This is a genomic window from Bradyrhizobium sp. BR2003, assembly GCF_009720285.1.
GTDB lineage: Bacteria > Pseudomonadota > Alphaproteobacteria > Rhizobiales > Xanthobacteraceae > Bradyrhizobium > Bradyrhizobium elkanii.
Genome location: NZ_SMYJ01000040.1, coordinates 130558 through 152680, shown reverse-complemented (window position 1 = coordinate 152680; position 22123 = coordinate 130558). Strand labels below are relative to the sequence as shown.

General features: G+C 65.7%; 17 protein-coding genes. 6 read left to right on the top strand and 11 right to left on the bottom strand.

Annotation, left to right across the window (positions count from 1 at the left end; translation table 11 throughout):
* Positions 1-18: 18 nt before the first annotated feature.
* Together E2I15_RS33440 and E2I15_RS33435 are read right to left on the bottom strand one after the other, a co-directional pair.
* Entirely contained in the window at positions 19-3486 is a 3468-nt protein-coding gene (locus E2I15_RS33440) for an acyl-[ACP]--phospholipid O-acyltransferase (RefSeq protein WP_137483777.1), read from the bottom strand.
* Positions 3487-3773: 287 nt separating this feature from the next.
* Entirely contained in the window at positions 3774-4031 is a 258-nt protein-coding gene (locus E2I15_RS33435) for a hypothetical protein (protein ID WP_137483776.1), read from the bottom strand.
* Positions 4032-4083: 52 nt separating this feature from the next.
* On the opposite strand from E2I15_RS33435, the gene E2I15_RS33430 reads away from it, so the two are divergent.
* A complete protein-coding gene (locus E2I15_RS33430) occupies positions 4084-4701 on the top strand; it encodes a TetR/AcrR family transcriptional regulator (RefSeq protein ID WP_170991828.1) in 618 nt (205 codons plus the stop codon).
* 3 nt (positions 4702-4704) lie between these two features.
* Here E2I15_RS33430 and E2I15_RS33425 read toward each other — a convergent pair whose 3' ends face one another.
* Positions 4705-5124 carry a hypothetical protein gene (locus E2I15_RS33425; RefSeq protein WP_137483775.1) on the bottom strand — a complete coding sequence of 140 codons (420 nt, stop codon included), beginning with the start codon at positions 5122-5124 and terminating at the stop codon, positions 4705-4707.
* 220 nt (positions 5125-5344) lie between these two features.
* Between E2I15_RS33425 and E2I15_RS33420 the strand changes: the two genes are divergently transcribed.
* Both E2I15_RS33420 and E2I15_RS33415 read left to right on the top strand, forming a co-directional pair.
* Positions 5345-7612, top strand: coding sequence for a T6SS phospholipase effector Tle1-like catalytic domain-containing protein (locus E2I15_RS33420; protein WP_137483774.1), 2268 nt, complete (start codon positions 5345-5347; stop codon positions 7610-7612).
* Between the two features lie 228 nt (positions 7613-7840).
* Positions 7841-9523 (top strand): phospholipase D-like domain-containing protein, encoded by a 1683-nt coding sequence (locus tag E2I15_RS33415; protein WP_137483773.1) that lies wholly within the window; start codon positions 7841-7843, stop codon positions 9521-9523.
* A gap of 69 nt (positions 9524-9592) precedes the next feature.
* On the opposite strand, the gene E2I15_RS33410 is transcribed toward E2I15_RS33415, so the two are convergent.
* Positions 9593-10693, bottom strand: coding sequence for an LLM class flavin-dependent oxidoreductase (locus E2I15_RS33410; RefSeq protein ID WP_137483772.1), 1101 nt, complete (start codon positions 10691-10693; stop codon positions 9593-9595).
* A gap of 103 nt (positions 10694-10796) precedes the next feature.
* Positions 10797-11435: a TetR/AcrR family transcriptional regulator gene (locus tag E2I15_RS33405; RefSeq protein ID WP_137483771.1), complete on the bottom strand. Its 639-nt coding sequence runs from the start codon at positions 11433-11435 to the stop codon at positions 10797-10799.
* A gap of 55 nt (positions 11436-11490) precedes the next feature.
* Here E2I15_RS33405 and E2I15_RS33400 point away from each other — a divergent pair, with 55 nt between their 5' ends.
* Positions 11491-13002, top strand: a complete 1512-nt coding sequence (locus E2I15_RS33400) for an FAD-dependent monooxygenase (protein WP_137483770.1) — start codon at positions 11491-11493, stop codon at positions 13000-13002.
* 21 nt (positions 13003-13023) lie between these two features.
* On the opposite strand, the gene E2I15_RS33395 is transcribed toward E2I15_RS33400, so the two are convergent.
* The 5 genes from E2I15_RS33395 to cobS form a co-directional block, all read right to left on the bottom strand.
* Positions 13024-14136 (bottom strand): NADH:flavin oxidoreductase/NADH oxidase, encoded by a 1113-nt coding sequence (locus E2I15_RS33395; RefSeq protein ID WP_137483769.1) that lies wholly within the window; start codon positions 14134-14136, stop codon positions 13024-13026.
* Positions 14137-14272: 136 nt separating this feature from the next.
* Positions 14273-15361 (bottom strand): esterase-like activity of phytase family protein, encoded by a 1089-nt coding sequence (locus tag E2I15_RS33390; RefSeq protein ID WP_170991827.1) that lies wholly within the window; start codon positions 15359-15361, stop codon positions 14273-14275.
* Between the two features lie 3 nt (positions 15362-15364).
* A complete protein-coding gene (cobT, locus tag E2I15_RS33385) occupies positions 15365-17263 on the bottom strand; it encodes a cobaltochelatase subunit CobT (RefSeq protein ID WP_018269175.1) in 1899 nt (632 codons plus the stop codon).
* A complete protein-coding gene (locus E2I15_RS33380; RefSeq protein ID WP_137483768.1) occupies positions 17260-17670 on the bottom strand; it encodes a GNAT family N-acetyltransferase in 411 nt (136 codons plus the stop codon). The genes cobT and E2I15_RS33380 overlap by 4 nt, the downstream gene beginning before the upstream one ends.
* 3 nt (positions 17671-17673) lie before the next feature.
* Positions 17674-18675: a cobaltochelatase subunit CobS gene (gene cobS / locus E2I15_RS33375; RefSeq protein WP_018269176.1), complete on the bottom strand. Its 1002-nt coding sequence runs from the start codon at positions 18673-18675 to the stop codon at positions 17674-17676.
* Between the two features lie 291 nt (positions 18676-18966).
* Here cobS and E2I15_RS33370 point away from each other — a divergent pair, with 291 nt between their 5' ends.
* On the top strand, positions 18967-19632 hold the full coding sequence (locus tag E2I15_RS33370; RefSeq protein ID WP_137483767.1) for a DedA family protein: 666 nt from the start codon (positions 18967-18969) through the stop codon (positions 19630-19632).
* Here E2I15_RS33370 and E2I15_RS33365 read toward each other — a convergent pair.
* Positions 19629-20852: a citrate/2-methylcitrate synthase gene (locus tag E2I15_RS33365; protein ID WP_137483766.1), complete on the bottom strand. Its 1224-nt coding sequence runs from the start codon at positions 20850-20852 to the stop codon at positions 19629-19631. The two genes, E2I15_RS33370 and E2I15_RS33365, sit on opposite strands and share 4 nt — an antisense overlap.
* A 76-nt stretch (positions 20853-20928) precedes the next feature.
* On the opposite strand from E2I15_RS33365, the gene E2I15_RS33360 reads away from it, so the two are divergent.
* Positions 20929-22023 carry a citrate synthase/methylcitrate synthase gene (locus tag E2I15_RS33360; RefSeq protein ID WP_155262700.1) on the top strand — a complete coding sequence of 365 codons (1095 nt, stop codon included), beginning with the start codon at positions 20929-20931 and terminating at the stop codon, positions 22021-22023.
* Positions 22024-22123 lie beyond the last annotated feature (100 nt).

Genomic DNA, 22123 nt, shown 5'->3' with positions numbered 1-22123 from the left:
CAACCATCATGCCAGGACTCATGCAACGTGTTGCGCGAGCTGCGCCGGCTCGGCCTCGCCCTCATCGCCGGCGGGCTCGGCCTGCGGCGCAGGCGCCGGCGTGGCTGCAGCGAGTTCCTTGGCCAGCGCAGTAGCGCCGACATAGTCGCTCTTGCCGGTGCCGAGCAGCGGCACCTTGTCGACGACGCGGATATCGGCCGGCACCGCGAGCTCGGAGGCGCCGACGCTCTTGGCCTGGCGCTGCATCGCGGCGCGGTCGGCATCCTTCTGCGTGGTGAGCAGCACGATGCGTTCGCCCTTGCGCTGGTCGGGCAGCGTGACCGCAACCGACATCGCCTGCGGCCAGATCGCAGCCGCGATCGCCTCCACCGCCGACAGCGAAACCATCTCGCCGGCGATCTTGGCGAAGCGCTTGGCACGGCCCTTGATCGCGATGAAGCCCTGCGCGTCGACCGTGACGATATCGCCGGTGTCGTGCCAGCCTTCAGGCAGCGGCTCCAGCACGCCGGGATTCTCGGCACGGAGATAGCCGAGCATCACGTTCGGGCCCTTCACCGACAGTCGGCCGCCTTCCTCGATGCCGGGGACCGGATCGAGACGGTACTGCATCAGCGGCGATATCCGGCCGACGGTGCCCTGGCGGTTGGCCATCGGCGTGTTCATCGCCAGCACCGGCGCGGTCTCGGTGACGCCATAGCCCTCGAGGATGCGGATGCCGTAGCGCTCCATGTAGATCTGCCGGGTGCGCTCCTTCACCGCTTCCGCACCGGCGATGACGAGCCGCAGGGTGCGGAAGTCATAGGCATGCGCCGAGCGGGCGTAGCCGGTGAGGAAGGTGTCGGTGCCGAACAGGATGGTCGCGCCGGTCTGGTAGATCAGCTCGGGCACGATCCGGTAATGCAGCGGCGACGGATACATGAAGATCGGGATGCCGCCGAGGATCGGCATCATCATGCCGCCGGTCAAACCAAACGAGTGGAACACCGGCAGCACGTTGAACACCTTGTCGTTGGCATTGGCATCGACCCGCGCCAGCGCCTGCGCCGCGTTGGCGAGGATGTTGCGATGGGACAACACGACGCCCTTCGGCGTGCCTTCCGACCCCGAGGTGAACAGGATGACCGCGGGATCGTTGGCCTTGCGGGCGACGCGCGGCGCGATGCCGGCGCGGAAGCCCGCGACCTTGTCGGCGAGGCCGATGCCGGCCCTGACATCCTCGAGATAGACGACGCGCGCCTGGCCGGCGAGCGCCGCGATCAGCTTGTCGAGCTTGCCCTTCTCGATGAAGCCCTGCGAGGTCAGCACGGTCTTCACCTGCGCCGCCTTCATCGCCGCCAGCACGTTGACCGGACCGGCCGAGAAGTTGAGCATCGCCGGGACGCGGCCGATGGTCTGCAGCGCCATGAACACGACGGCGACGCCGGCCGAGTTCGGCAGCAGCACGCCGACATTCTCGCCGACCGACGTGCCCTGCTCGAGCTTGCGGCTCAACACCTGGGCGCCGAGAATCAGCTTGCGATAGGTCAGCTTGGTGCCGAGCGCATCCTCAATGATAGGCTTGCCGGTGTCGCGGTCGCGATAGGCGTGGCCGAGGCCCTCGAACAGCGTATGATCGAGCATCGCGTTCTGGACCATGGCGTTGATCATCACGTCCTGCAGCGCGGCGCCGGCGGCATTGCGGCGCGCCTTGCCCCTCAGCGACTGATCGACCGGCAGCTTCACCGGCGGCAGGATCGAGATCGTCACCTTGGGCAACCAGGAGCGCTTGATCTCGCCATTCTTGAGATAGCTGAGATGCGAACGCTGCGCGCCCTCGATGCGGACCGGGACGACGACCGCATCGGCCTTGTCGGCGATCATCGCGGTGCCGTCATAGACCTTCATCAACGAACCCGAGACCGTGATGCGCCCTTCCGGGAAGATCACCACCGGCTCGCCGGCGGCGACCAGCTTGATCAGGTCGCGCGCCGCCAGCGGCTTGGACGGATCCATCGTGTAGTGCTTGATCATCCTCAGGAACGGCTTGGCCCACCACGCCCTGGCGATGCCGGTGTCGACCGCGAAGCTCGCGTCGATCGGCAGCATGGCGTGCAGCAGCGGGCCGTCGACCAGGCTGACATGGTTGGGCGCGATCAGCATCCGCGTGCCCGCGGGCGGCAGGTTCTCCATGCCGCGCACCTCGAGCCGGAACAGCGCCCGGAACAGCAGCGCGCCGAAATCGCGCACGCCCTCCTTGCCCCACTTGGTCAGCACGAACCAGACGGTGCCAAAGCTCGCGATCGCAAGGCCGAAGAAGATCCAGGCGATCGGCAGGCCGATATATTGCAGCGCGCCGACGAACACCGCGCCGGCGACCATGAAGCCGGCCTGCAGGATATTGCCGGCGGCGATGATGCGGGCGCGCTCGGACGGCGCGGTCCAGGCCTGCACGGCGGCAAACGACGGCACCACGAACAGGCCGCCGCCAAACGCGAACAGGAAGAAGTCGACCAGCATGCGGAAGCCACCAAACGAGGTCGCAAACGCGGCCGCGGTGATGTCCTTGCCGAGCGAGGTGGTGGCGATCGCCCAGGCGAGGTCGAGGCCGACCACGCCCATCACGATGGCGCCGATCGGCACCAGCGCGAGGTTCGGGCGAACGTGGCTCAGCTGCGCCGCGAACAGCGAGCCGGCGGCAATGCCGATCGCGAACACGGCGAGGCACAGCGTGACCACGCCCTCGGTACCGCCGACGCCTTCCTTGATCAGCGCGGGCAGCAGCGACAGCACGATCGCGCCGACCATCCAGAACCACGACACGATCACCATGCCGTCCCACAGCCGCGGCTCGGCATAGAGCGACTTCAACAGGCGCACGGTCGAGGTCCAGGGATTTTTGGTGATCGGCAGATCGGGCGCGGACGGCTGCGTCACCGGGATCCGCGACGCAAAGCCCCAGGACAGCACCGACAGGCCGGCCACGACGGCACAGATCCAGCCCATGTGGCTGGCGCCGGCGACGAACATGCCACCCGCTATGGTGCCGATCAGGATCGCCATGAAGGTTGCGCCCTCGACCAGCGCGTTGCCGGTCGCGAGTTCGGACACCGACAGCTGGTCGGGCAGAACGGCATATTTCACCGGACCGAACAGCGCGGCGACGATGCCGAACAGCGCCAGCGCGATGAACAGCAGCGGGATCGAATGGGTGAAGAAGCCGGCGGCGGCGAAGGCCGCGGCGAATATCTCGAAGAACTTCAGCCGGCGGGCGACGACGGACTTGATGTAGCGGTCGGCGAGCTCGCCGCCGAGCGCCGACAACACGAAGAACGGAGCGATGAACACCGCCCCCGCGAGCTGGACCAGCGCCGGCCCCTGCTCGTTGGCGACACCATACAGCAGCATGATGACGAGCGCGTTCTTCAGTACGTTGTCGTTCAACGCCGAGCAGAACTGCGACCAGAACAGCGGCGCGAAGCGGCGGGACGTCATCAATTCCTTGATCATGACCGGTTCCTTGGGTTGCGCGCACGGCGCTGGCAGGTCTGCGAATTCGGGTGGCAGAGAATGGTGAGCGTGGAGAAAATGACGGAGATGCCGCAGCCTTTAGTCTTTTGCGCAACGTATCGGTTCGAACCGGCGCAAAATCGGTCGCACCGGGACATCGCGACATTGCCCGCCAGAGATGTACGAGACCTTATCCAGACCAGGGGTTGATCGATGCCGGACCGGGCTCGCAGAGGGCATGGTGAGCACTTTGTTGAGGTTTCGCCGACAATTGCCGGGGGCCCGCTTCAGGTCAGTTCACTCAAGCCGCGGAACGGCGACCATCGGCAGTTGCGCGACTTGCAGCGGCCTCCGCTCGCAGCCGCCGGGCGCGGCGCGCGCCGATCCGCGCGCCGCTGCTCCAGGATGCCGGCGACGTCGCAGGCATGGGCGATCCGCTCGATCGGCGCGGTCGCCAGATTGAGGACGGCGCGGCCAAAGCCCTTCACGAGCTCGATCGCGTCATCGACAAGGGTGCCGGTCAATTGAAGTGCTAGGGTCTGCATCTGAGTGGCCTCCTATGCCAACTTGAGCAACGCTCAAATTAGTAATATGAAAATGAACATTGTTCAAGAAGAATCGCGACGGGATCGAAAAAAACTTCAGCGGCGGGCCCTGCTGATCGAGATCGCGCGCCGGTCAATCGCAACTAAGGGATTGAAATCACTCAAGGTTCGTGATGTCGCCGAGGCCGCCGGCTGCTCCATCGGCAGTGTCTATAATGAGTTCGGCGACTTCGACGGCCTGATCCTGACCGTGAACCGGGAGACCGTTCACGCCCTGACCACGCGACTCAAGGCGGTCCCGGCCGACGATCCGCTGCGCCAGCTGCACGGGCTTGCCGACGCCTATCTCGGCTTCGCCACCGAGCACGCCAATCTGCTGCGTTCGCTGTTCGAGCACCGGATGGAGGACGACCGGCCGTTTCCGGAAGATATCCTCACGATGGTGATGGACGCGTTCGCGCTGATGCATTCGCCGCTGGTGCGGCTGCTGCCCGATCGCGATCCCGACGACATCGCGCTACTGTCGCGGATGATGTTCTCCGCGGTCCACGGCATCATCTCGCTCGGCCTCGAGGAGCGCATGGTCGCGGTGCCGCCCGAGATGCTGCGCGAGCGGCTCGCGCAGTTCGTCGACACGCATCTGGCGGGATTGGGTGTACTGCGGCGCTGATCCTCATACACGTGCCCGCGCGATTGTGCCGGCGACAATCTGCATGGCGACACCGAGCACCCAGCCCACCATGATGGTGGCGGTCCAGGCGATGTCAGGCTCACTGCGCAGCACGACGACGCCGACCGAGAAGAACGCGACCATGGTCGCGAGGAAGGTGCCGATCGCGCTCAGCAGCTCCGCCGCGTCGATCTTGCGCGTCGAGGTGGCGTCCTTCGGATGGAAGAGCTTTGGCGGCGTATCGATGCCGAGATAGAAACCGATCGCGCCGCCCAGCATCATGATCAGCAGGAATGCCTGCGAGGTCAGCGCCGACACGCTCGAGCCGACATGGATGGCGACGAACAGACCGCTTGCAGCACCTGCCATGGCAAGACCGAAGCGCTCCAGGACGTGGGCAAATTTTCTGACGCGGCTGCGCATTGCTGTGCCTCATCAATGAATTGCGCCGCTATCAGGCTAGGCCTTTTTGCAGCAACGCGAAAGCCGTCACCTCTCACATGGCCGCGACCACGTGACGCTTTGTGTGCCAGTTCACACCTATCGCGGCATGGAATGATTAAAGAGCGATCAAAGGTAGCAATCGATCCGGTCCCTGCTACGCTGCGCCATCCGCTTCATTCGTTTCAGCGAGCGTCTTTCAATGCCGAGTCCGAAGATCATTATTCTGTCCGACGGCACCGGCAACGCCGCTTCCAGCGTCTGGCGCACCAATGTCTGGCGGATATTCCAGTCGCTCGATTTGCAGGGCAATACGCAGGCCGCCAAGTATGACGACGGCGTCGGCACGTCGAAATTCATTCCGCTGGCCATCCTCGGCGGCGCCTTCGGCTACGGCCTCAAGCGCAACATCCTCGATGCCTACAAGTTCATCTGCCGGAACTACGATCACGAGAATGATTCGAAGATCTACCTGTTCGGATTCAGCCGCGGCGCATTCACCGTGCGCACGCTCGCCGCACTCATCCTCGATCAGGGCCTGATCGTCGCGGACACCGAATCCGAGTTGCACGACGGCGCGGTGAAGGCCTATCGCGCATACCGGGCCGAGGGCTACCACTCGATCTGGCGCATCGAGGTGCTGTTCCGCGCATTGCGCGATTATGTTCTTGTGCCGCCGTGGGATCGCCTTCGAGGCAACAGGCCGTATGCAAGGATCGCCCGCAAACCGGTGCCTGCGATCGAATTCATCGGCATCTGGGATACCGTCGCGGCCTATGGCCTGCCGATCGACGAGATGACGCGCGGCATCTCCAACTGGGTGTGGCCGCTTGAACTGCCGAACCGGATTCTCAGCCCGAAGGTCAAGTGCGCGCGACACGCGCTGGCGCTCGACGACGAGCGCACGACCTTTCATCCGGTGCTCTGGACCGAGCAAGAGCCGGGACAGCCCGCGCCGGCGGTGCCGGCCAGCATCGATGGCGAGCGCCTCGTCCAGGTCTGGTTCGTCGGAATGCATGCCAATGTCGGCGGCGGGTATCCGGACGACGCCGTCGCGTTCGTGCCGCTGGCCTGGCTGGTCGACGAAGCCGTCAAGCGCGGCCTCGCATTCAAGAGCGCACCGGTCGCCGACCCCGACGCGATCAAATCAATCAAGTCCTCCGAGGACAAGGATGGCCGCCTCTACGATTCGCGGGCGGGCCTCGGCGCGTATTACCGGTACGGTCCGCGCAAGGTCGCCGACCTCTGCAACGATCCCTATGCCGGCGTCAGCGTGCCGATGCCGAAGATCCACGAGAGCGTGTTCGAGCGGATCGACAGCGGCGCCAATGCCTATGCCCCGATCGGACTTCCGCCGAACTACGTGGTCGTCTCGCGCAGCGGCGAGGTCATCCCGCTCGGCGCCAATACGTTTGAGACGCCCGCGGGCGCACCGGGGCGCTATGCCGCGCAGGAGAAGCTGTGGAATTACGTCTGGATGCGCCGGATCGCCTACTTCGCCACGCTGGCGGCGTCGCTTCACCTGGCGGCGTTCTGGCTGTTCCACAACCAGCACAAGGAGCACGAATTCAGCTCCTATGTCCGGATGATTTCGGAGCTGGTGCGCTTCGTTCAATCGTTCCTGCCCGATTCCTTTCATTGGTGGACCGATTGGTACGCCGGCAATCCGGAATGGTTCACCGGCGGCATCATCGCCGTTGTCGCGCTGATGGCGGTGGGCAGTTCGCTCAGCGCAACGATCAGCGACCGGATGCGGATCATCTGGCGCAATCGCGCGAGCCCGGCACCGCTGTCCGGGTTCATGCACAATGCGATCTATCGATTCCGCACGAGTGTGATCTATCAGTGGGTCCTCAATGCCGGAAAGCGACATGTCGTTCCGTTTGCACTGACAGCCTTGCTGGTCTGGTTCGGCGCAACGCTGCTCAGCCATTTCCTGTTCAATGCCTTCGATTCCATGGGCGCCTTCTGCACGGGGACCGCCGCCGACAAGCTGGTCGCCGTCGACAAGGGCATCCCGCAGGATGCGGCCGACTTCGACACCAGCGCGATCTGCGCGCCGACCGGCCTCAAGGTGCGCACGGGGTTCAAGTACGAGATCGCGATCACGATGTCGGAGCCATGGGAAGACGCCGGCCGCGCGGTGACACCGATCGGATATCGGACCTCGACCATCGAGAGCACAAAGCGCTGGCGTGGATACGCCACGATCTTTCTGCGGCGGATCCTGTTCCGGCCATGGTTCAGGCTGATCGCCCGGGTCGGAGAGACCGGCGTCGACGAGTATTTCCTCGACCCCCTGCCGGTGTCGAACACCGACCCGCAGGTCTACAAGGCGAGGTTCACCGCCGATCGCAGCGGCGAGATCTTCCTCTATGTCAACGAGGCCGTCATCGGCCTCCCCTGGGTCTACCGATGGTTCTACGGCGATCATAAGGGCAAGGCGAAGGTCACGGTGCGGTTGCTGTAGAACGCCCCGACCGGGCTCACTGCATCGCGGCCCAACCGGTCCGTACGGCGTGATCGATCTGTGATCCAGTCGACAGACCCGGTTGTAGATTGCCTGTCATACTCTCCTTGCTAGATCAGCCGCCCGACGCCCGAACGATCCGAGGCGACATCTCCGATCTCCTGCGGCGCCGACGCGCCAGGTTCATATCGACCGGATATTTCTCACCAGCGATTTGGAGGCATCACCATGATTTCCAGGATTCAGGCGTTCCCGACCACCGACGGCATCTTCGTGGTCTGGGAGGTCGCGGCAATGATCCCGGACTGTCTCGGCTTTGCGCTGTATCGTCAGCAGCAGGGCAAAAGTGCAACCGTGGTCGACACCTGGGTCGGGTTCGAGGACCAGGCGCAAGGCCACAAGGCGGGCGAACATCGGCCGAGCACCGAATGGCCGGTGCAAAAGACGAACTGGACCGATTTCCTGGCGCCAATCGACGCGCCGGTCCGCTATGGCGTCGTTCCGGTTCTCAAGGACAGCGCCACCAAGGTGAAGCCCGCCTACAGCGCGCCGGCGCAATGGACCGAATACGTCTCCGCCATGCCGTCGGGCTCGCTGAAGCCGTGGTTCAACCGCGGCACGATCTCGGCGCAATGGCTGTCGCGCGCGATCGGCAAGGACAAGAAGCCGGCGCAAACCCTGGAGAAGGCGATCTCGACCAAGGGCAACAAGATCCGCGACTTCCTCAAGGGCCAGCTCGGCGCCCGCCTGCTGGCGCTGTTGGCCGATGCCAGGAAGGGCAAGCGCGACGTCTATCTCGCGCTCTACGAGCTCAACGACCCCGAGCTGATCGCCGCGCTGACCGCGATGAAGGGCAAGGCCCACGTCGTGCTTGGGAACAGCACCGGCAAGTCCGATGCCACCGCCAAGGACACCGAGAAGAATGCCGGCGTGCTGAAGAAGGCCGGCGTCGACATCGTCCGCCGCAAGATTGCACCGAGCCGCTACGCCCACAACAAGTTCGCGGTGTTCTGCGACGGCGCGCAGAAGCCAAAGGTGGTCTGGACCGGCAGCACCAACTGGACCCGGACCGGACTGTGCACCCAGAACAACAACGGGCTCGAGATCACCGACGACAAGGTCGCGGCGGCCTATCACGACCATTGGAAAGCGATCTACACAGACGGCAGCAAATCGCCGAAGGCGCTGGCTGTGGCCGGCGATCACGAATGGCCGTTCACCATCGGCGAGTCGAAGGCCAGCGTCTGGTTCACGCCCACCACCAGGAGCGGCGACCTCAAGGAAGCCACCAAGATGATCGAGGACACCGAGCATGGCGCGGTGTGCCTGATGCTCAATCCCGGCAACAAGGGCCTGCTCGGCCCGATTCTGGAGAAGGCGCAGGACAAGAAGCTCTATGTGCGCGGGGTGCTCAACAATTTCCCGGCGCAGGGCAAGGACAGTCCGAAGGATCAGCTGCAGCTCTTGGCCGGCGACGGACAGCAGCAGGTCTTCAAGGGCAAGCAGATCGCCGACGTGATCCGGCCTGCCGGCATCGACAAGACCGCGGACTGGTGGGAGCACGAAATCAAGAACACTGGCAAATTCATGATCGCCGTGCACAGCAAGGTGATCGTGCTGGATCCGGCCGGCAAGAACCCGGTGGTCATGACCGGCTCGCACAATTTCTCCGACCGCGCCAGCACCAAGAACGACGACAACCTCGTCATCATCAGGGGCGATTCGCAGCTCGCGCTGACCTATGCGGCGCGCATCGTCAGCATCTACGGGCAGTATCGCTGGCAGGCCTGGCGCAACACGCCCGAGGGCCAGAAGGACAAGGGTCTGAAGCGCAGCGACGCCTGGCTGAGCAACCGCATCGGCAAGGGCTGGGCGGAGACCGAAACGCGGTTCTGGCTCGGCACCACCTAACGCCGGCGATCCGTCATGACTACGGGGCAGCGTTGCCGCTGCCCCGCGTTCTCTTCATCGTCCCGAGTCCTACGCCGCGCGGCCGACCGAGGCGTCGAGATGCTTCAGCCGCGGCAGCACCTCCTGCTTCAGCAGCCGCAGCGAATTGTGCCAGGCTTCCGGCTTGTGCTTGTAGTCGAAGCCGAACACCAGCAGCACGCCGAAGCCGCCGACCTCCTGGTAGATCTTCTCGATCTTCTCGGTGACCGTCGCGGGCGAGCCGACGATCCAGTTGTTGCGCGCGCAATATTCGACCGTGACGTCGCCGTCCGGCACATCGGGCGAGGCCTTCAGGTAATCCTTGAAACCAAAGTGGCCGAGCAGCGGCAGGAAGTATTCGCCCATCATCCGGCCCATCATGTCGCCGGTCGACAGCTTCCACGCCTCCTCGTCGGTGTCCGCGACGAATACCTCGCGCACCATTCGCCAATCTTTGCGGCTCGGCGTGCGGCCGGTCTTGGCCGCGCCCGCCTCCACCGAGTCCCAGTGGCTGCCGACATAGGCGGGGTTGAGGTTGAGGCTCATCGGAATGAAGCCGCGCTCGCCGGCGAGCTTCAGCGTGTCCGAATTCTTGGAGAGCCCTGCGACGCCGATCGGCGGATGCGGTGCTTGCTGAGGCTTGATGTGCGGTTTGAGGAAATCGAACATCGTGTCCGGCTTGGTCACGGTCCAGAACTTGCCCTTGTGGGTCCAGGGAGCCGGCTCGGTCCACATCTTCAGGATGATCTCGAGCGCCTCGCGGGTCATGTCGCGGTTCTGGCCCGACATGCCGTCGACGTTGAACATCGCCCAGTCGCTCGGCAGGCCGGAGGCCGCGACGCCGAAGTTGAGCCGCCCGTTCGAGAGGTGATCGAGCATCGCGACGCGGTTCGCGAGTTCGGCGGGATGATGATACGGCAGCAGGAAGCCGCCGGGCCCGATGCGGATGTTCCTGGTCTGCAGCAGCGCCTGCGCGATCAGGAGATCGGGCGACGGATGCGGCTCCCAGGGCGCGGTGTGGTGCTCGCCGATCCAGGCTTCCTGATAGCCGAGCTCGTCGAGCCAGCGCAGCACCTGAAGGTCCCAGTCGTGGCCCTCCTTCAATCCGCACTCCGGCGGATGCGACGGCATCGCGAAGTATCCGAGTTCCATGGTTTCCTCTCTTTGTTCGATGCGTGTCTTCCGCACGCGCTTCGAGAGTACCTGCCCGGGCTGCGGCAGAACAATGGCCTTGTCGCATCAGCTCGGCCCGAATTTATGCGTAGGGCGTATCCTTCAGCATGATCGCGATACCGGAAAAGCTTCGCTCCATGATCCGCAGGAAGGTCTCGCGTGACGATGCAGCCGACCTGCGGGCCTTGTGTTCGCGAAGCCCTTCCGCATAGGCGACCGTCAGCGCCGTGACCACCATCGACGCGGCGAGCCGGGCATCGGCATCGGCGAGCGGGCGCTTGATGGCTGCCGCGAGCACGCTCGCGAGATCATCGACCAGTTCGTCACGCATCTCGCGCGCCCGCGCCGAAAGCGCCGGGCTCTCGGCGACAGTGCGCCAGAATTTCGCCGTCGCGTCGGTGAATTTCGCAAACGGATGCACGCGATCCGCCAAGCTGTGCACCAGCTTGCGGAGGGTCGCGATCGGCGCCTCGCCGGCCGGACGCTCGGCAAAGGCGGTCTGCAACATCTGCCGGCTTTCCTCTTCACGGTCGAAGAACAAGTCTTCTTTGCGTGGAAAGTAGTTGAACACCGTCATCCGGGAGACCTCGGCGGCCTCGGCAACTTCGGCCACCGAAACGTTGTCGAAGCCGCGTTCCAGGAACAGCTCGGTGGCGACGTCCGAGATCGCTTGGCGCGTCGCCTCCTTTTTGCGCTCGCGCAATCCGCCCTGATTTGACATGCGGGAATTTGTACCATACTAAATATTATACTGAGTATAATTTTTTGGTGACGGCGTGACGCATGAACGAACCGACGTGGTTGTGGTCGGTGCCGGGCCGACCGGACTGCTGCTGGCGATCGAGTTGACCCTGGGCGGCGCCGACGTGATCGTGATCGAGCGGCTGACCGAGCCCGACCAGACCATCAAGGCCGGCGCGATCGGCGCGCTGGCAGGCGAGGCACTGGAGCGCCGCGGCCTCGGCGACGCGATGAACGCGGTCGAAGGCAGCATGGCGGACAGCATGTCCAGGCTCATGAAGGGCGCGGGCGGCGGGAGCGAACTGCCATTCAAGAAATTCGGCGGTCACTTCTCGGGCATTTTCCTGATCGATCAGACGCGTCAGCGCGAGCCGGACCGGCGATTGCGCGGGGTGAATCAGCAAGCCCTGGAAACCATGCTCGGCGAGCGGGCCCGCGCGCTCGGCATCACAATCAGGCGCGGCTGCGAGCTGATCGATTTCGAGGATCGTGGCGATAGCATCGTGGCGCGGACCAGGGACGCGTCCGGCGATGGCGAGCTGCACGCTGCCTATCTGGTCGGCTGCGACGGCGGACGCAGCGCCGTTCGCAAGCGCGCGGGCTTCGCGTTCCCCGGCACTGAACCGACCCTCACCGGACACCAGGCCATCGTCGACCTCGATCATCCGGACCGACTTCTGCCGGTCGGCTGGCGGCGAACGCCGGTCGGCATGATGGCCTATGGACCGATTCCCGGCCGGGTGTTCCTGGCCGAATTCGATGGACCGCCGGCCGATCGCAGCGCGCCGGTCACGCGCGAGGAGATCGAGACCACCCTGCGCCGGATCAGCGGGGCCGACGTTCGGGTCACCGCCGTCAAGACCGCGACGCGCTTCACCGACAATGCGCGGCAGGCCGACAGCTATCGCAGGGGGCGCGTCCTCTTGGCGGGCGATGCGGCGCATGTGCACTCGCCGTTCGGCGGACAAGGCCTCAATCTCGGCCTGCTCGATGCGGTCAATCTCGGTTGGAAGCTTGCGGCGGTCGTGTGCGATCGCATGCCCGAAAGCCTGCTCGACAGCTACACGGAAGAGCGGCATCCGATCGCGGCAAGGGTGCTGGCCAACACCCGCGCCCAGGTCGCCTTGATGCGGCCTGATGTCATGACGGACGCCTTGCGCGAGATCGTCGCTGACCTGATGAGCCTCGACGAGGGCACCCGCTACTTCGGCGAAATGATCAGCGGCATCAGGATCCGTTACGATCTCGGCAACGACCATCCCTTGGTCGGTCGGCTCTCCGGCAATTTCGCACTCGGCGACGACGGCGCGCAAACGACGCTGTTCGATCAGATGGAGGACGGCAGGGCGGTGCTGGTCGATGCGACTGATGGCGCGGCGTCAGCGATCGCGGCGCGCTGGGACATCTTTGTGCGATGCGTGCCGCGACGCAGCGGCCCTTCGCTGCTGATCCGTCCGGATGTCTGCATCGCCTGGGCGGCCGACGACGCCGACACGACGGGCCTTGACGCGGCGCTGACGCGCTGGTTCGGGCCCGCCATGCAGTGACCTCGCAAGCGAGGTGCGCTGTCAGCGCGTCCCGAACGTGGTCTTGCCGAACAGCGCCTTCTGCGTCGAGGGCTGCGAGCGCCAGTATTGCGGCGGCGCGCTGACCTCGCCGCCGAGCTCGGCGGCAGCGTGCCAGCCCCAGCGCGGGTCGTAGAGCATGCCGCGGGCGAGCGCGACCATGTCGGCCTTGCCGGACGAGACGATCTCCTCCGCCTGCTTCGCCTCCGTGATCAGGCCGACCGCCATTGTGGTGACGCCGGTCGCCTCCTTGACCGCCTGCGCCGCCGGCACCTGGTAGCCCGGCCCGAGCGGGATCTTCTGCAACGGCGAGACGCCGCCGGAGGAGACATCCATCCAGTCGACGCCGCGCTTCTTCAGCTCCCTGGCAAACTCGATGGTCTGCGCAAGATCCCAGGCGCCCTCGACCCAGTCGGTCGCCGACACCCGCATGCCGATCGGCTTGTGATCCGGGAATACGGCGCGCACGGCGTCGAACACTTCCAGCGGGAAGCGCATGCGGTTTTCGAGCGAGCCGCCATAGCGGTCGGTCCGCTTGTTGGCGATCGGCGACAGGAACTGGTGCAGCAGATAGCCGTGCGCGCCGTGCAGCTCGAGCGCATCGATGCCGAGCCGGTCGGCGCGCTTCGCCGCCGCGACGAAGGCCTCGCGGATGCGCGTCAGGCCGGCGTCGTCGAGCGCCATCGGCGCAGCCTCGCCTTCCTTGTGCGGGACATCGGATGGTCCGACCGTCTGCCAACCGCCTTCGGCAATCGGGATCAACTGCCCGCCCTCCCAGGGGCGCTGGCTCGACGCCTTGCGGCCGGCATGGGCGAGTTGCATCGCGACCGCCGCTTTCGAATGCTTGCGCACCGAGGCCAGGATCGGCTTCAGCGCCGCCTCGTTGGCGTCGCTGTAGAGGCCGAGGCAGCCCGGCGTAATCCGCCCGATATCCTCGACATGGGTAGCCTCGATGCAGAACATCGCCGCGCCGGACAGGGCCAGCATGTTGATGTGGGTGAAGTGCCAGTCGTTGGCGGAGCCGTCGATGGCCGAATACTGGCACATCGGCGAGACCATGATGCGATTGGAGAGTTTCAGGTCGCGCAGTTCGATCGGGGAAAACAGGGTGCTCATGCGGCGGATATCCGGGATCGGGGAGAGGGCCCGGTTAAGATAGAGGTACCACGGCCGATCACCAACCGTCCGGAAGGCCGCGCAGGCCGGGGCGCAGATCAGCAATGTCCTGACAGGGTCCCTCCGGGCCGGCGCCTCAGCCCACCAGCGTGAACTGCAGCAGCAGATTGCGCTGGATCAGGGAGAAATTGTCGTCGGAGACCATGGTCAGCACGGTCTCGCCCTCCTCCGTGACATGGGCGTCGATGCCTTCCATGTTGTCGATCTCGTTGCCGAGATCGGCATTGAAGATCGCGGGGCCATCGACCACGGCACCGGGCGCGATCTCGGACAGCGCCAGACGGCGGATGCGGATGCCGACGCCGCCGAACCAGGAGAATTTCCGCTCCAGGATCAACAGGCCGCCCGACGGCAGCAGGACCGCGTCGCTGATGTCGAAATTCTCGCTGCGGCGGACGCTGAACTGGCCCGGCGTCTTGCCGCCGACCAGGAAGGCGACCAAATGGCCGTTCGCATCGAGCCCGCGTTCCGAGAACGCGATCAGCGTGCCGGCAAGCGGCTGGCCCGTGGCCTTGGGCACGAAGACGAGACCCTCCAGCCCCTTGTTGTTCGGAAGTTTGCGGGCCGCCGCCGGCAGCGGCACCACCTCGCCGCGCGCGCGGGTAAAGCCCTTGGCGAAATCGAAGCGCAGCACCTGGTTGACCCGCTCGAGCCCGACATAGGCGAACGAGCCGTCGAGCGCGAGCGATTCCGAATCGTACCAGCCGCGGGTCACGGTGATCGGTCTGCCGTCGGCGCCGAGCAGCGGTGCCGCCTCGACGTCGTCGAGCCCGACCATCTCCCGGCCACGATAAACGATGCGGCCGGTGAACCAGCTGCCCTGGTCGCTGACCGCGATGAAGCGTTCGCCCTTGGGATCGAGCCGTAGCGCGGAGAGGCCGCCGAAGCCGGAGAACGACGAGGTCAGGATCAGGCCGCCGCGATATTCCAGCGCGCCGAACCGCGTGCGCGCGCGATCGCGGATGTCGAACGACGGCAGCGGCCGTGCATTGACGTCGATCGAAACCGGTTCGTTGACCCGATAGGGGCTCGGCTTCGCAGCCGGCTTCGGCGTTGCCGGCGGCTGGGTCGCGCTCTGCGCCCGCGCAAGACGCGGCAATGCGGCGGCCGACAGCCCCGCCGCCATACCCTGGAGGAAACGGCGGCGGCTAGGGGGTGAGCGCATGTCTCACGAGTGGAGGCGGCGCCGGACGCCCGGCGCGGGCGCCGAGCCGTGAGTCTCGCTGAACAGCTCGGCGAGCTTTTCGGTGATGGCGCCGCCGAGCTCTTCGGCGTCCACGATGGTCACGGCGCGGCGATAGTAGCGCGTCACGTCGTGACCGATGCCGATCGCGATCAGCTCGACCGGCGAGCGGGTTTCGATCTCGTCGATGATGTGACGCAGATGCCGCTCGAGATAATTGCCGGGATTGACAGACAGCGTGGAGTCGTCGACCGGCGCACCGTCGGAGATCATCATCAGGATGCGGCGCTGCTCGGGACGCGCGAGCAGGCGCTTGTGCGCCCAGTCGAGCGCCTCGCCGTCGATGTTCTCCTTGAGCAGGCCCTCGCGCATCATCAGCCCGAGATTTTTTCGCGCACGACGCCAGGGTGCGTCGGCCGACTTGTAGATGATGTGCCTGAGATCGTTGAGGCGGCCCGGATTGGCCGGCTTGCCGGCGGCGAGCCACGCTTCGCGCGACTGCCCGCCCTTCCAGGCGCGCGTGGTGAAGCCGAGGATCTCGACCTTGACGCCGCATCGCTCCAGCGTGCGCGCCAGGATGTCGGCGCAGGTGGCGGCGACCGTGATCGGGCGGCCGCGCATCGAGCCGGAGTTATCAAGCAGCAGCGTCACCACGGTGTCGCGGAAGGTCGCCTCCTTCTCATGCATGAAGGACAGCGGATGATAGGGATCGGTGACGACGCGCGACAGCCGCGCCGGATCGAGGATGCCCTCCTCGAGATCGAACTCCCAGGCGCGGTTCTGCTGCGCCATCAGCCGGCGCTGCAGGCGGTTCGCGAGCCGCGCCACGATGCCCTGCAGATGCGCGAGCTGCTTGTCGAGATAGGAGCGCAACCGCTCGAGCTCGTCGTGATCGCAGAGGTCCTCGGCGGCGATCACCTCGTCGAACTTCGGCGCGAAGGCATGATATTCCGGACCGCGCGGCTCGTTCTGGCCGCGCGCATTCGGCCGCGTCGCCTCGCCCGGCGTCTCGTCGTCGCCGAGCTCGCCGTCGTCGAAGGTGTCCGACGTGGAAGCCTGCGCGCTCTCCATCGCGCTTTCGCTCATCTCTTCCGCTGACGTCTGCGCCTGGTCGGCGCTCATCTCCTGCGCGGCATCGGAGTCGGGCGAGCCCTCGGCGCCGGACTGATCGCTTTCGCCGTCCTGGTTCTCGTCCTGGTCGTCGTCATCGTCGGAATCCATGTTGCGGTCGTCGCCGAGATCGAGCGCCGACAGCAGATCATGAACGAGGTCGCCGAACCTCGCCTGGTCCTCGGTGAAACGGCTGAGCTTGTCGAGCCGCGAGCCGATCTTGTCCTCCAGCGTCGGGCGCCAGAGATCGACCATCTTCTTGGCGGCCGCGGGCGGCGCCATGCCGGTGAGACGTTCGCGCACCAGCATCGCCAGCGCATCCGACAGCGGCGCGTCGGCGCGATCGGTGATCTCGTCATACTTGCCGCGGTGGAAATGATCGTCGAGCATCGCAGTGAGGTTCTTCGCGACACCCGCCATCCGCCGCGAGCCAATCGCCTCGACGCGCGCCTGCTCGACCGCCTCGAACACGCCGCGCGCCTGCGGATTGCCCGGCATCAGCTTGCGATGCACCTTGGGATCGTGACAGGCGATCTTGAGCGCGATCGAATCGGCGTGGCCGCGCACGATCGCCGCATCGCGCTTGGTCATCTTGCGCGCCGGCTCCGGTAGCCGCGCCTTGCCGGGCGCGAGCCCGGGGCGCTCGGCGGCGAAGGAGACCTCGAGCTCCGGCTTCTTGGCGATCGCCTTCAGGCACGCCGACACCGAGCGCTTGAACGGCTCGGTCGGCGCTTCCTTGGATCCGGGACGGAATTTGATGTTGGAGGTTGTCATAGCGATTTCGTAAACCAATGGCGCGTGACGCCGCCGGGATACCCCTCAATCGAACCGAACTCTTTATATCCGTTGGCGCGGTAGAAGCCCGGCGCCTGGAAGCTCATCGTATCCAGATAGGATCGCGTCGCTCCGAAGCGCCGCGCCTCGTCCTCGATCGCCTTGATCAGCTTCGCGCCAAAGCCCTTGTTGCGAAACTTCCGCTCCATCCAGAACAACTGGATGAACAACACCGCGGTCCAGACCTCGCCGACGATGCCGCCGACAATCTTGTCATCTTGCCGCAGCGAGATGGCGAAGCGCTTGTACTTCTGCTTCCCCATCTTCTCGTTGTTGTAGCGGAGCAATCCGCCGAGCACCGCTTTCTTCGTCTGTGTGACTGTGCGCTCGACGGAGATTTTCGGCATGGACTAGCTGAGCGCCACGTTGACCGACGATTCAGGCAGCTCGACGTTGAAGCAGCGCTGGTAGAACTCGGCGACCAGCGGCCGCTCCAATTCGTCACACTTGTTGAGGAAGGTGACGCGGAACGCAAAGCCGATGTCGTTGAAGATGTCCGAGTTCTCGGCCCAGGTGATCACCGTGCGCGGGCTCATCACCGTCGACAGGTCGCCGTTGGCGAAGGCGTTGCGGGTGAGGTCCGCAAGCCGCACCATCTTGTTGACGATGTCGCGGCCTTCCTGTGTACGGTAGTGGCGCGCCTTGGCCAGCACGATCTCCACTTCCTCGTCATGGGCGAGGTAGTTCAGCGTGGTGACGATCGACCAGCGGTCCATCTGGCCCTGGTTGATCTGCTGGGTGCCGTGATAGAGGCCCGAGGTATCGCCGAGGCCGACCGTGTTGGCGGTCGAGAACAGGCGGAACGCCGGATGCGGCTTGATCACCTTGTTCTGGTCGAGCAGCGTCAGGCGGCCGGAGACTTCCAGCACGCGCTGAATCACGAACATCACGTCCGGGCGGCCGGCGTCGTATTCGTCGAACACCAGCGCGATATTGTGCTGCAGCGCCCAGGGCAGGATGCCGTCGCGGAATTCGGTGACCTGCTTGCCGTCCTTGACCACGATGGCGTCCTTGCCGACGAGATCGATACGGCTGATGTGGCTGTCGAGGTTGACGCGCACGCAGGGCCAGTTGAGCCGGGCCGCAACCTGCTCGATGTGAGTCGACTTGCCGGTGCCGTGATAGCCGGTGACCATCACGCGGCGATTCTTGGCAAAGCCGGCGAGGATCGCGAGCGTGGTCGCGCGATCGAAGCGATAGTCCGGATCGGTTTCCGGCACATGCGGATCGACTTCCGAATAGGCGGGAACTTCCAGATCGCTATCGATCCCGAAGACCTGCCGGACCGACACCTTCATGTCGGGCAGGCCGACGACGGGTTCTTGTGCTTTGGTCTGGACGGCGGTCGTCATTCATCCTCCGAGGTCCCGGGCATTCCCGAAACCAGATTGATCGTTTGGCTGCGGATGGGGTGCTAAGCACAAGCCTAGCAGAGAGCAACGGCCGGCAGAAGCCCGCGGGCCAATCAAAGTTCCGTTGTCCTATCATGAAGATAGGTCCGGACGCCGGTTTTTGAAAGGCTGCCCTGCGAATCACGCCGTACTTTCGCCGCAGCGCGTGGGCGCCCTGCCTTTCCAGGGCACTTTTCACCCCGGCAGAGAGTTGTTAGCTCTAAATCGATATCACCGCTGCATGGGAATTTTGTGACTTCATTCCTTGACCCGTTCATCGCGTTCGTTTCGACCCATGCCTGGCTTGCCTATCTGACGCTGTTTCTGGCCGCGCTGCTGGAAGCGGTTCCGGTGATCGGCTCCCTGGTGCCGGGTTCGACCATCATCCTGGCGTTGAGCGCGCTGGTGCCGGGTGGGGAACTGAAGCTGCTCCCGGTGCTCGCCGCGGCGGCCGCCGGCGCGATGCTCGGCGACGGCACCGCCTATCTCATCGGCTACCGCAGCCAGCGCGAGATCCTGTCGACCTGGCCGCTCTCCAACTATCCGCGCGTGGTGGCGCAGAGCGAGGCGTTCTTCAACCGCTGGGGCGTGCTCGCGGTGTTCTTCGCCCGCTTCGTGCCGCCGATCCGCGCCTTCGTGCCGATCACGGCCGGCGCGCTCGACATGCCGCCGGCGCGCTTCTACGCGGTCAACATTCCCGCGATCCTACTCTGGGCGCCGGCGCATGTGCTGCCCGGTGTGCTCGCCGTCACCGCGCTGCACGACTATGCCGGCCTGCCGCACCATGGCCATGTCGGCAAGCATCTCTGGATGTTTGCGGTCGCGGGCGGCGCCGTGATCCTGGCGCTGGCCGTCTGGACCATCCGCCGCCGCCATGGCGGCAGCCTGATCGAACCAGCCAGCTGGCGAAATAGCTAGATGCTGTTGGTCGTTCCCGCCCGCCCGGGTGCCGGGCCGACATAGCGGGCACGCGGCCGAATCAGCTTGCCGAGCTGAAGCTGCTCGCTGGCATGCGCGATCCAGCCGACGCTGCGGGCCATCGCAAACAGCGCCAGCTCGCTGCCCGCGGGCATCCGCAGTGCATGCACCAGCACCGCCAGCGCGTAATCGATGTTGACGAATTCGCCGGTCGCCTCCGCGATCCGCTCCGGGACTTCCCTGGTGAATTTGCGCGGCGCGCCGGCCCGCGTCAGCGCCTCGAGCAGCGAGATCGCACGCGGATCGCCCTTCTTGTAGACGCCATGCCCGAAGCCGGCGAAACGCTCGCCAAGCGCAACGCGCTCGCGAACCACCGGCGTAACGTCATTGTCGAGCATCGTCTTGACGAGGCGCGAGGCGAGCACGCCGGCACCGCCATGCATCGGTCCCTTCAACGCGACGAGACCCGCGATCACGGCGTCGTACAGATTGAGTCCGGTCGATGCCGCGCAGCGCGCGGTGAAGGTCGAGGCGTTCAATTCGTGATCGGCGAGCAGCACCAGCGCGCGGCGGATCAGGTCGGGCGCGTGCTTGTTGTCAGGCGTCCAGAGCCGCGCCACCTGCTCGTGCAGCGGCTCGTTCGATGGCGCAGCGTTCAGCATGGTCGCGACCAGCAGCCGCAAGATGCGGCCGCCGACCATCGCGCGGCCGTCCGGCGCGCGCGTGAAGGCGCCGGGATCGGCACTTGCCGCCAGCGCCAGCACCGCCACCGTCCGGTCGATCGGCTGGGCGCGGCGCGCGGCCTCAGCGATGGCGCGCATTTCGTCCGAGACCTGCGGACAATTGTCCGGCGCGAACGGATCGACGCCGGTGACGTCCCACAGCAGCGTCGCGGTGTGCTCCAAGGTGTCGCGCTCGGCGAGCTCGACGCAGTTGACGCCGCGATAGATCGGACCCTGCTCGGTGATGGTTGCGATCGCCGAATCCATCACCGGCAGGTCGGCATCGAAATTGCGGAAGCCGCGCGGCTCCGGCGACGGCACGCGGCGCTCCTTCAACCCCCTGATGTCCTCGGCGCGGTAGCGGTGGCTGCGCGAATCCGGCGACGGCTCGGAGCGGATCAGCCCGCGGCTGACATAGGCGTAGAGGGTCGCCGGCGAGATCGCGAGTTCGGCCGCGGCTTCGCGGGCGGAGAGGTAAAGCTCGGCGGATTTTTTCATATTGATTTATATAATCAAGATTGATCAACTCGTCGAGATGCCTGACCTTGAAGGGGTGAAGCAAGGAGATCAGGCCATGAATATGCATCTCACCAAGAGCCAGATCGGTCTGGACGGCGTTCCCGCCGCCGAGACCGTGTTGAGCCATGTCGACGGCGAGCGCGGCAAGTTGATCATCGCCGGCGAGCACGTCGCCGACCTCGCGGGCAAGTCGAGCTTCGAGGGCGCCACGGCGCGGCTGTGGAACGGCGCCACCGGCAAGGCGCTGAGCGAAGCCAATGTCCGCGCCAGCCTTGGCGCCGCCCGCGAACGCGCCTTCGCCCGGCTGCCGGACCTGCTGCCGGCGACGCGCGGCATGTCCATCGTCGATGGCTTCCGCGCGGCGATCGCGGGCCTCCGCGGCGAGAACGGGCTGGAGCACGAGGCGACCATCGTCGGCGCCTTCCCGGTGATCGCGGGAGCCCTGGTCCAGCACGCCAGGGGACATGACCCGATCGCTCCGGAGCCGAATGCCGGCCACGCCGCCGACACGTTGCGCATGCTGCTGAACCGCAAGCCCGAGCCGCGCGAGGTCGCCGCGCTCGACGCCTATCTCGTCACCGTATGCGACCACGGCATGAATGCGTCGACCTTCACCACGCGGGTGATCGCCTCGACGCAGGCCGATCTGTTCGCGGCGATCACCGGCGGCTACTGCGCGCTGACCGGCCCGCTGCATGGCGGCGCACCTGAGCCGGTGCTCGAGATGCTGGACGCGATCGGCACACGCGAGCGCATCAAGCCCTGGGTCGACGGCGCGCTGGCGCACGGCGAACGGCTGATGGGGTTTGGTCACCGCGTCTATCGCGTGCGCGACCCGCGCGCCGACGTGCTGAAGGTCGCGATCGAGCGCCTCGAGGCCGGTGGAGCCGACCTGCCATTTGCCGCCGAGGTCGAGGCCTATATCCGCGAGGCGCTGCGGAAGAAGAATCCGGAGCGGCCGCTCGAGACCAATGTCGAGTTCTTCACCGCGATCCTGCTCGATGGGCTGGAAATCCCGCGGCAGGCGTTCACGCCAATCTTCGCGGTGGCCCGCGCCGCCGGCTGGACCGCGCACGCGCTCGAGCAGCGGCGCACCGGGCGGCTGATCCGGCCGAGCTCGTCCTATGTCGGGGCGATGCCGAAGGGGTGAGAGCCAACCGCGACCGTAGATGGGGTCACGGGCCGACGGATGGAGCCGGTCGCCGCTACGGCGCAATTGGACAGCGCGCTTGCGACCGGCTTGGCCGAGA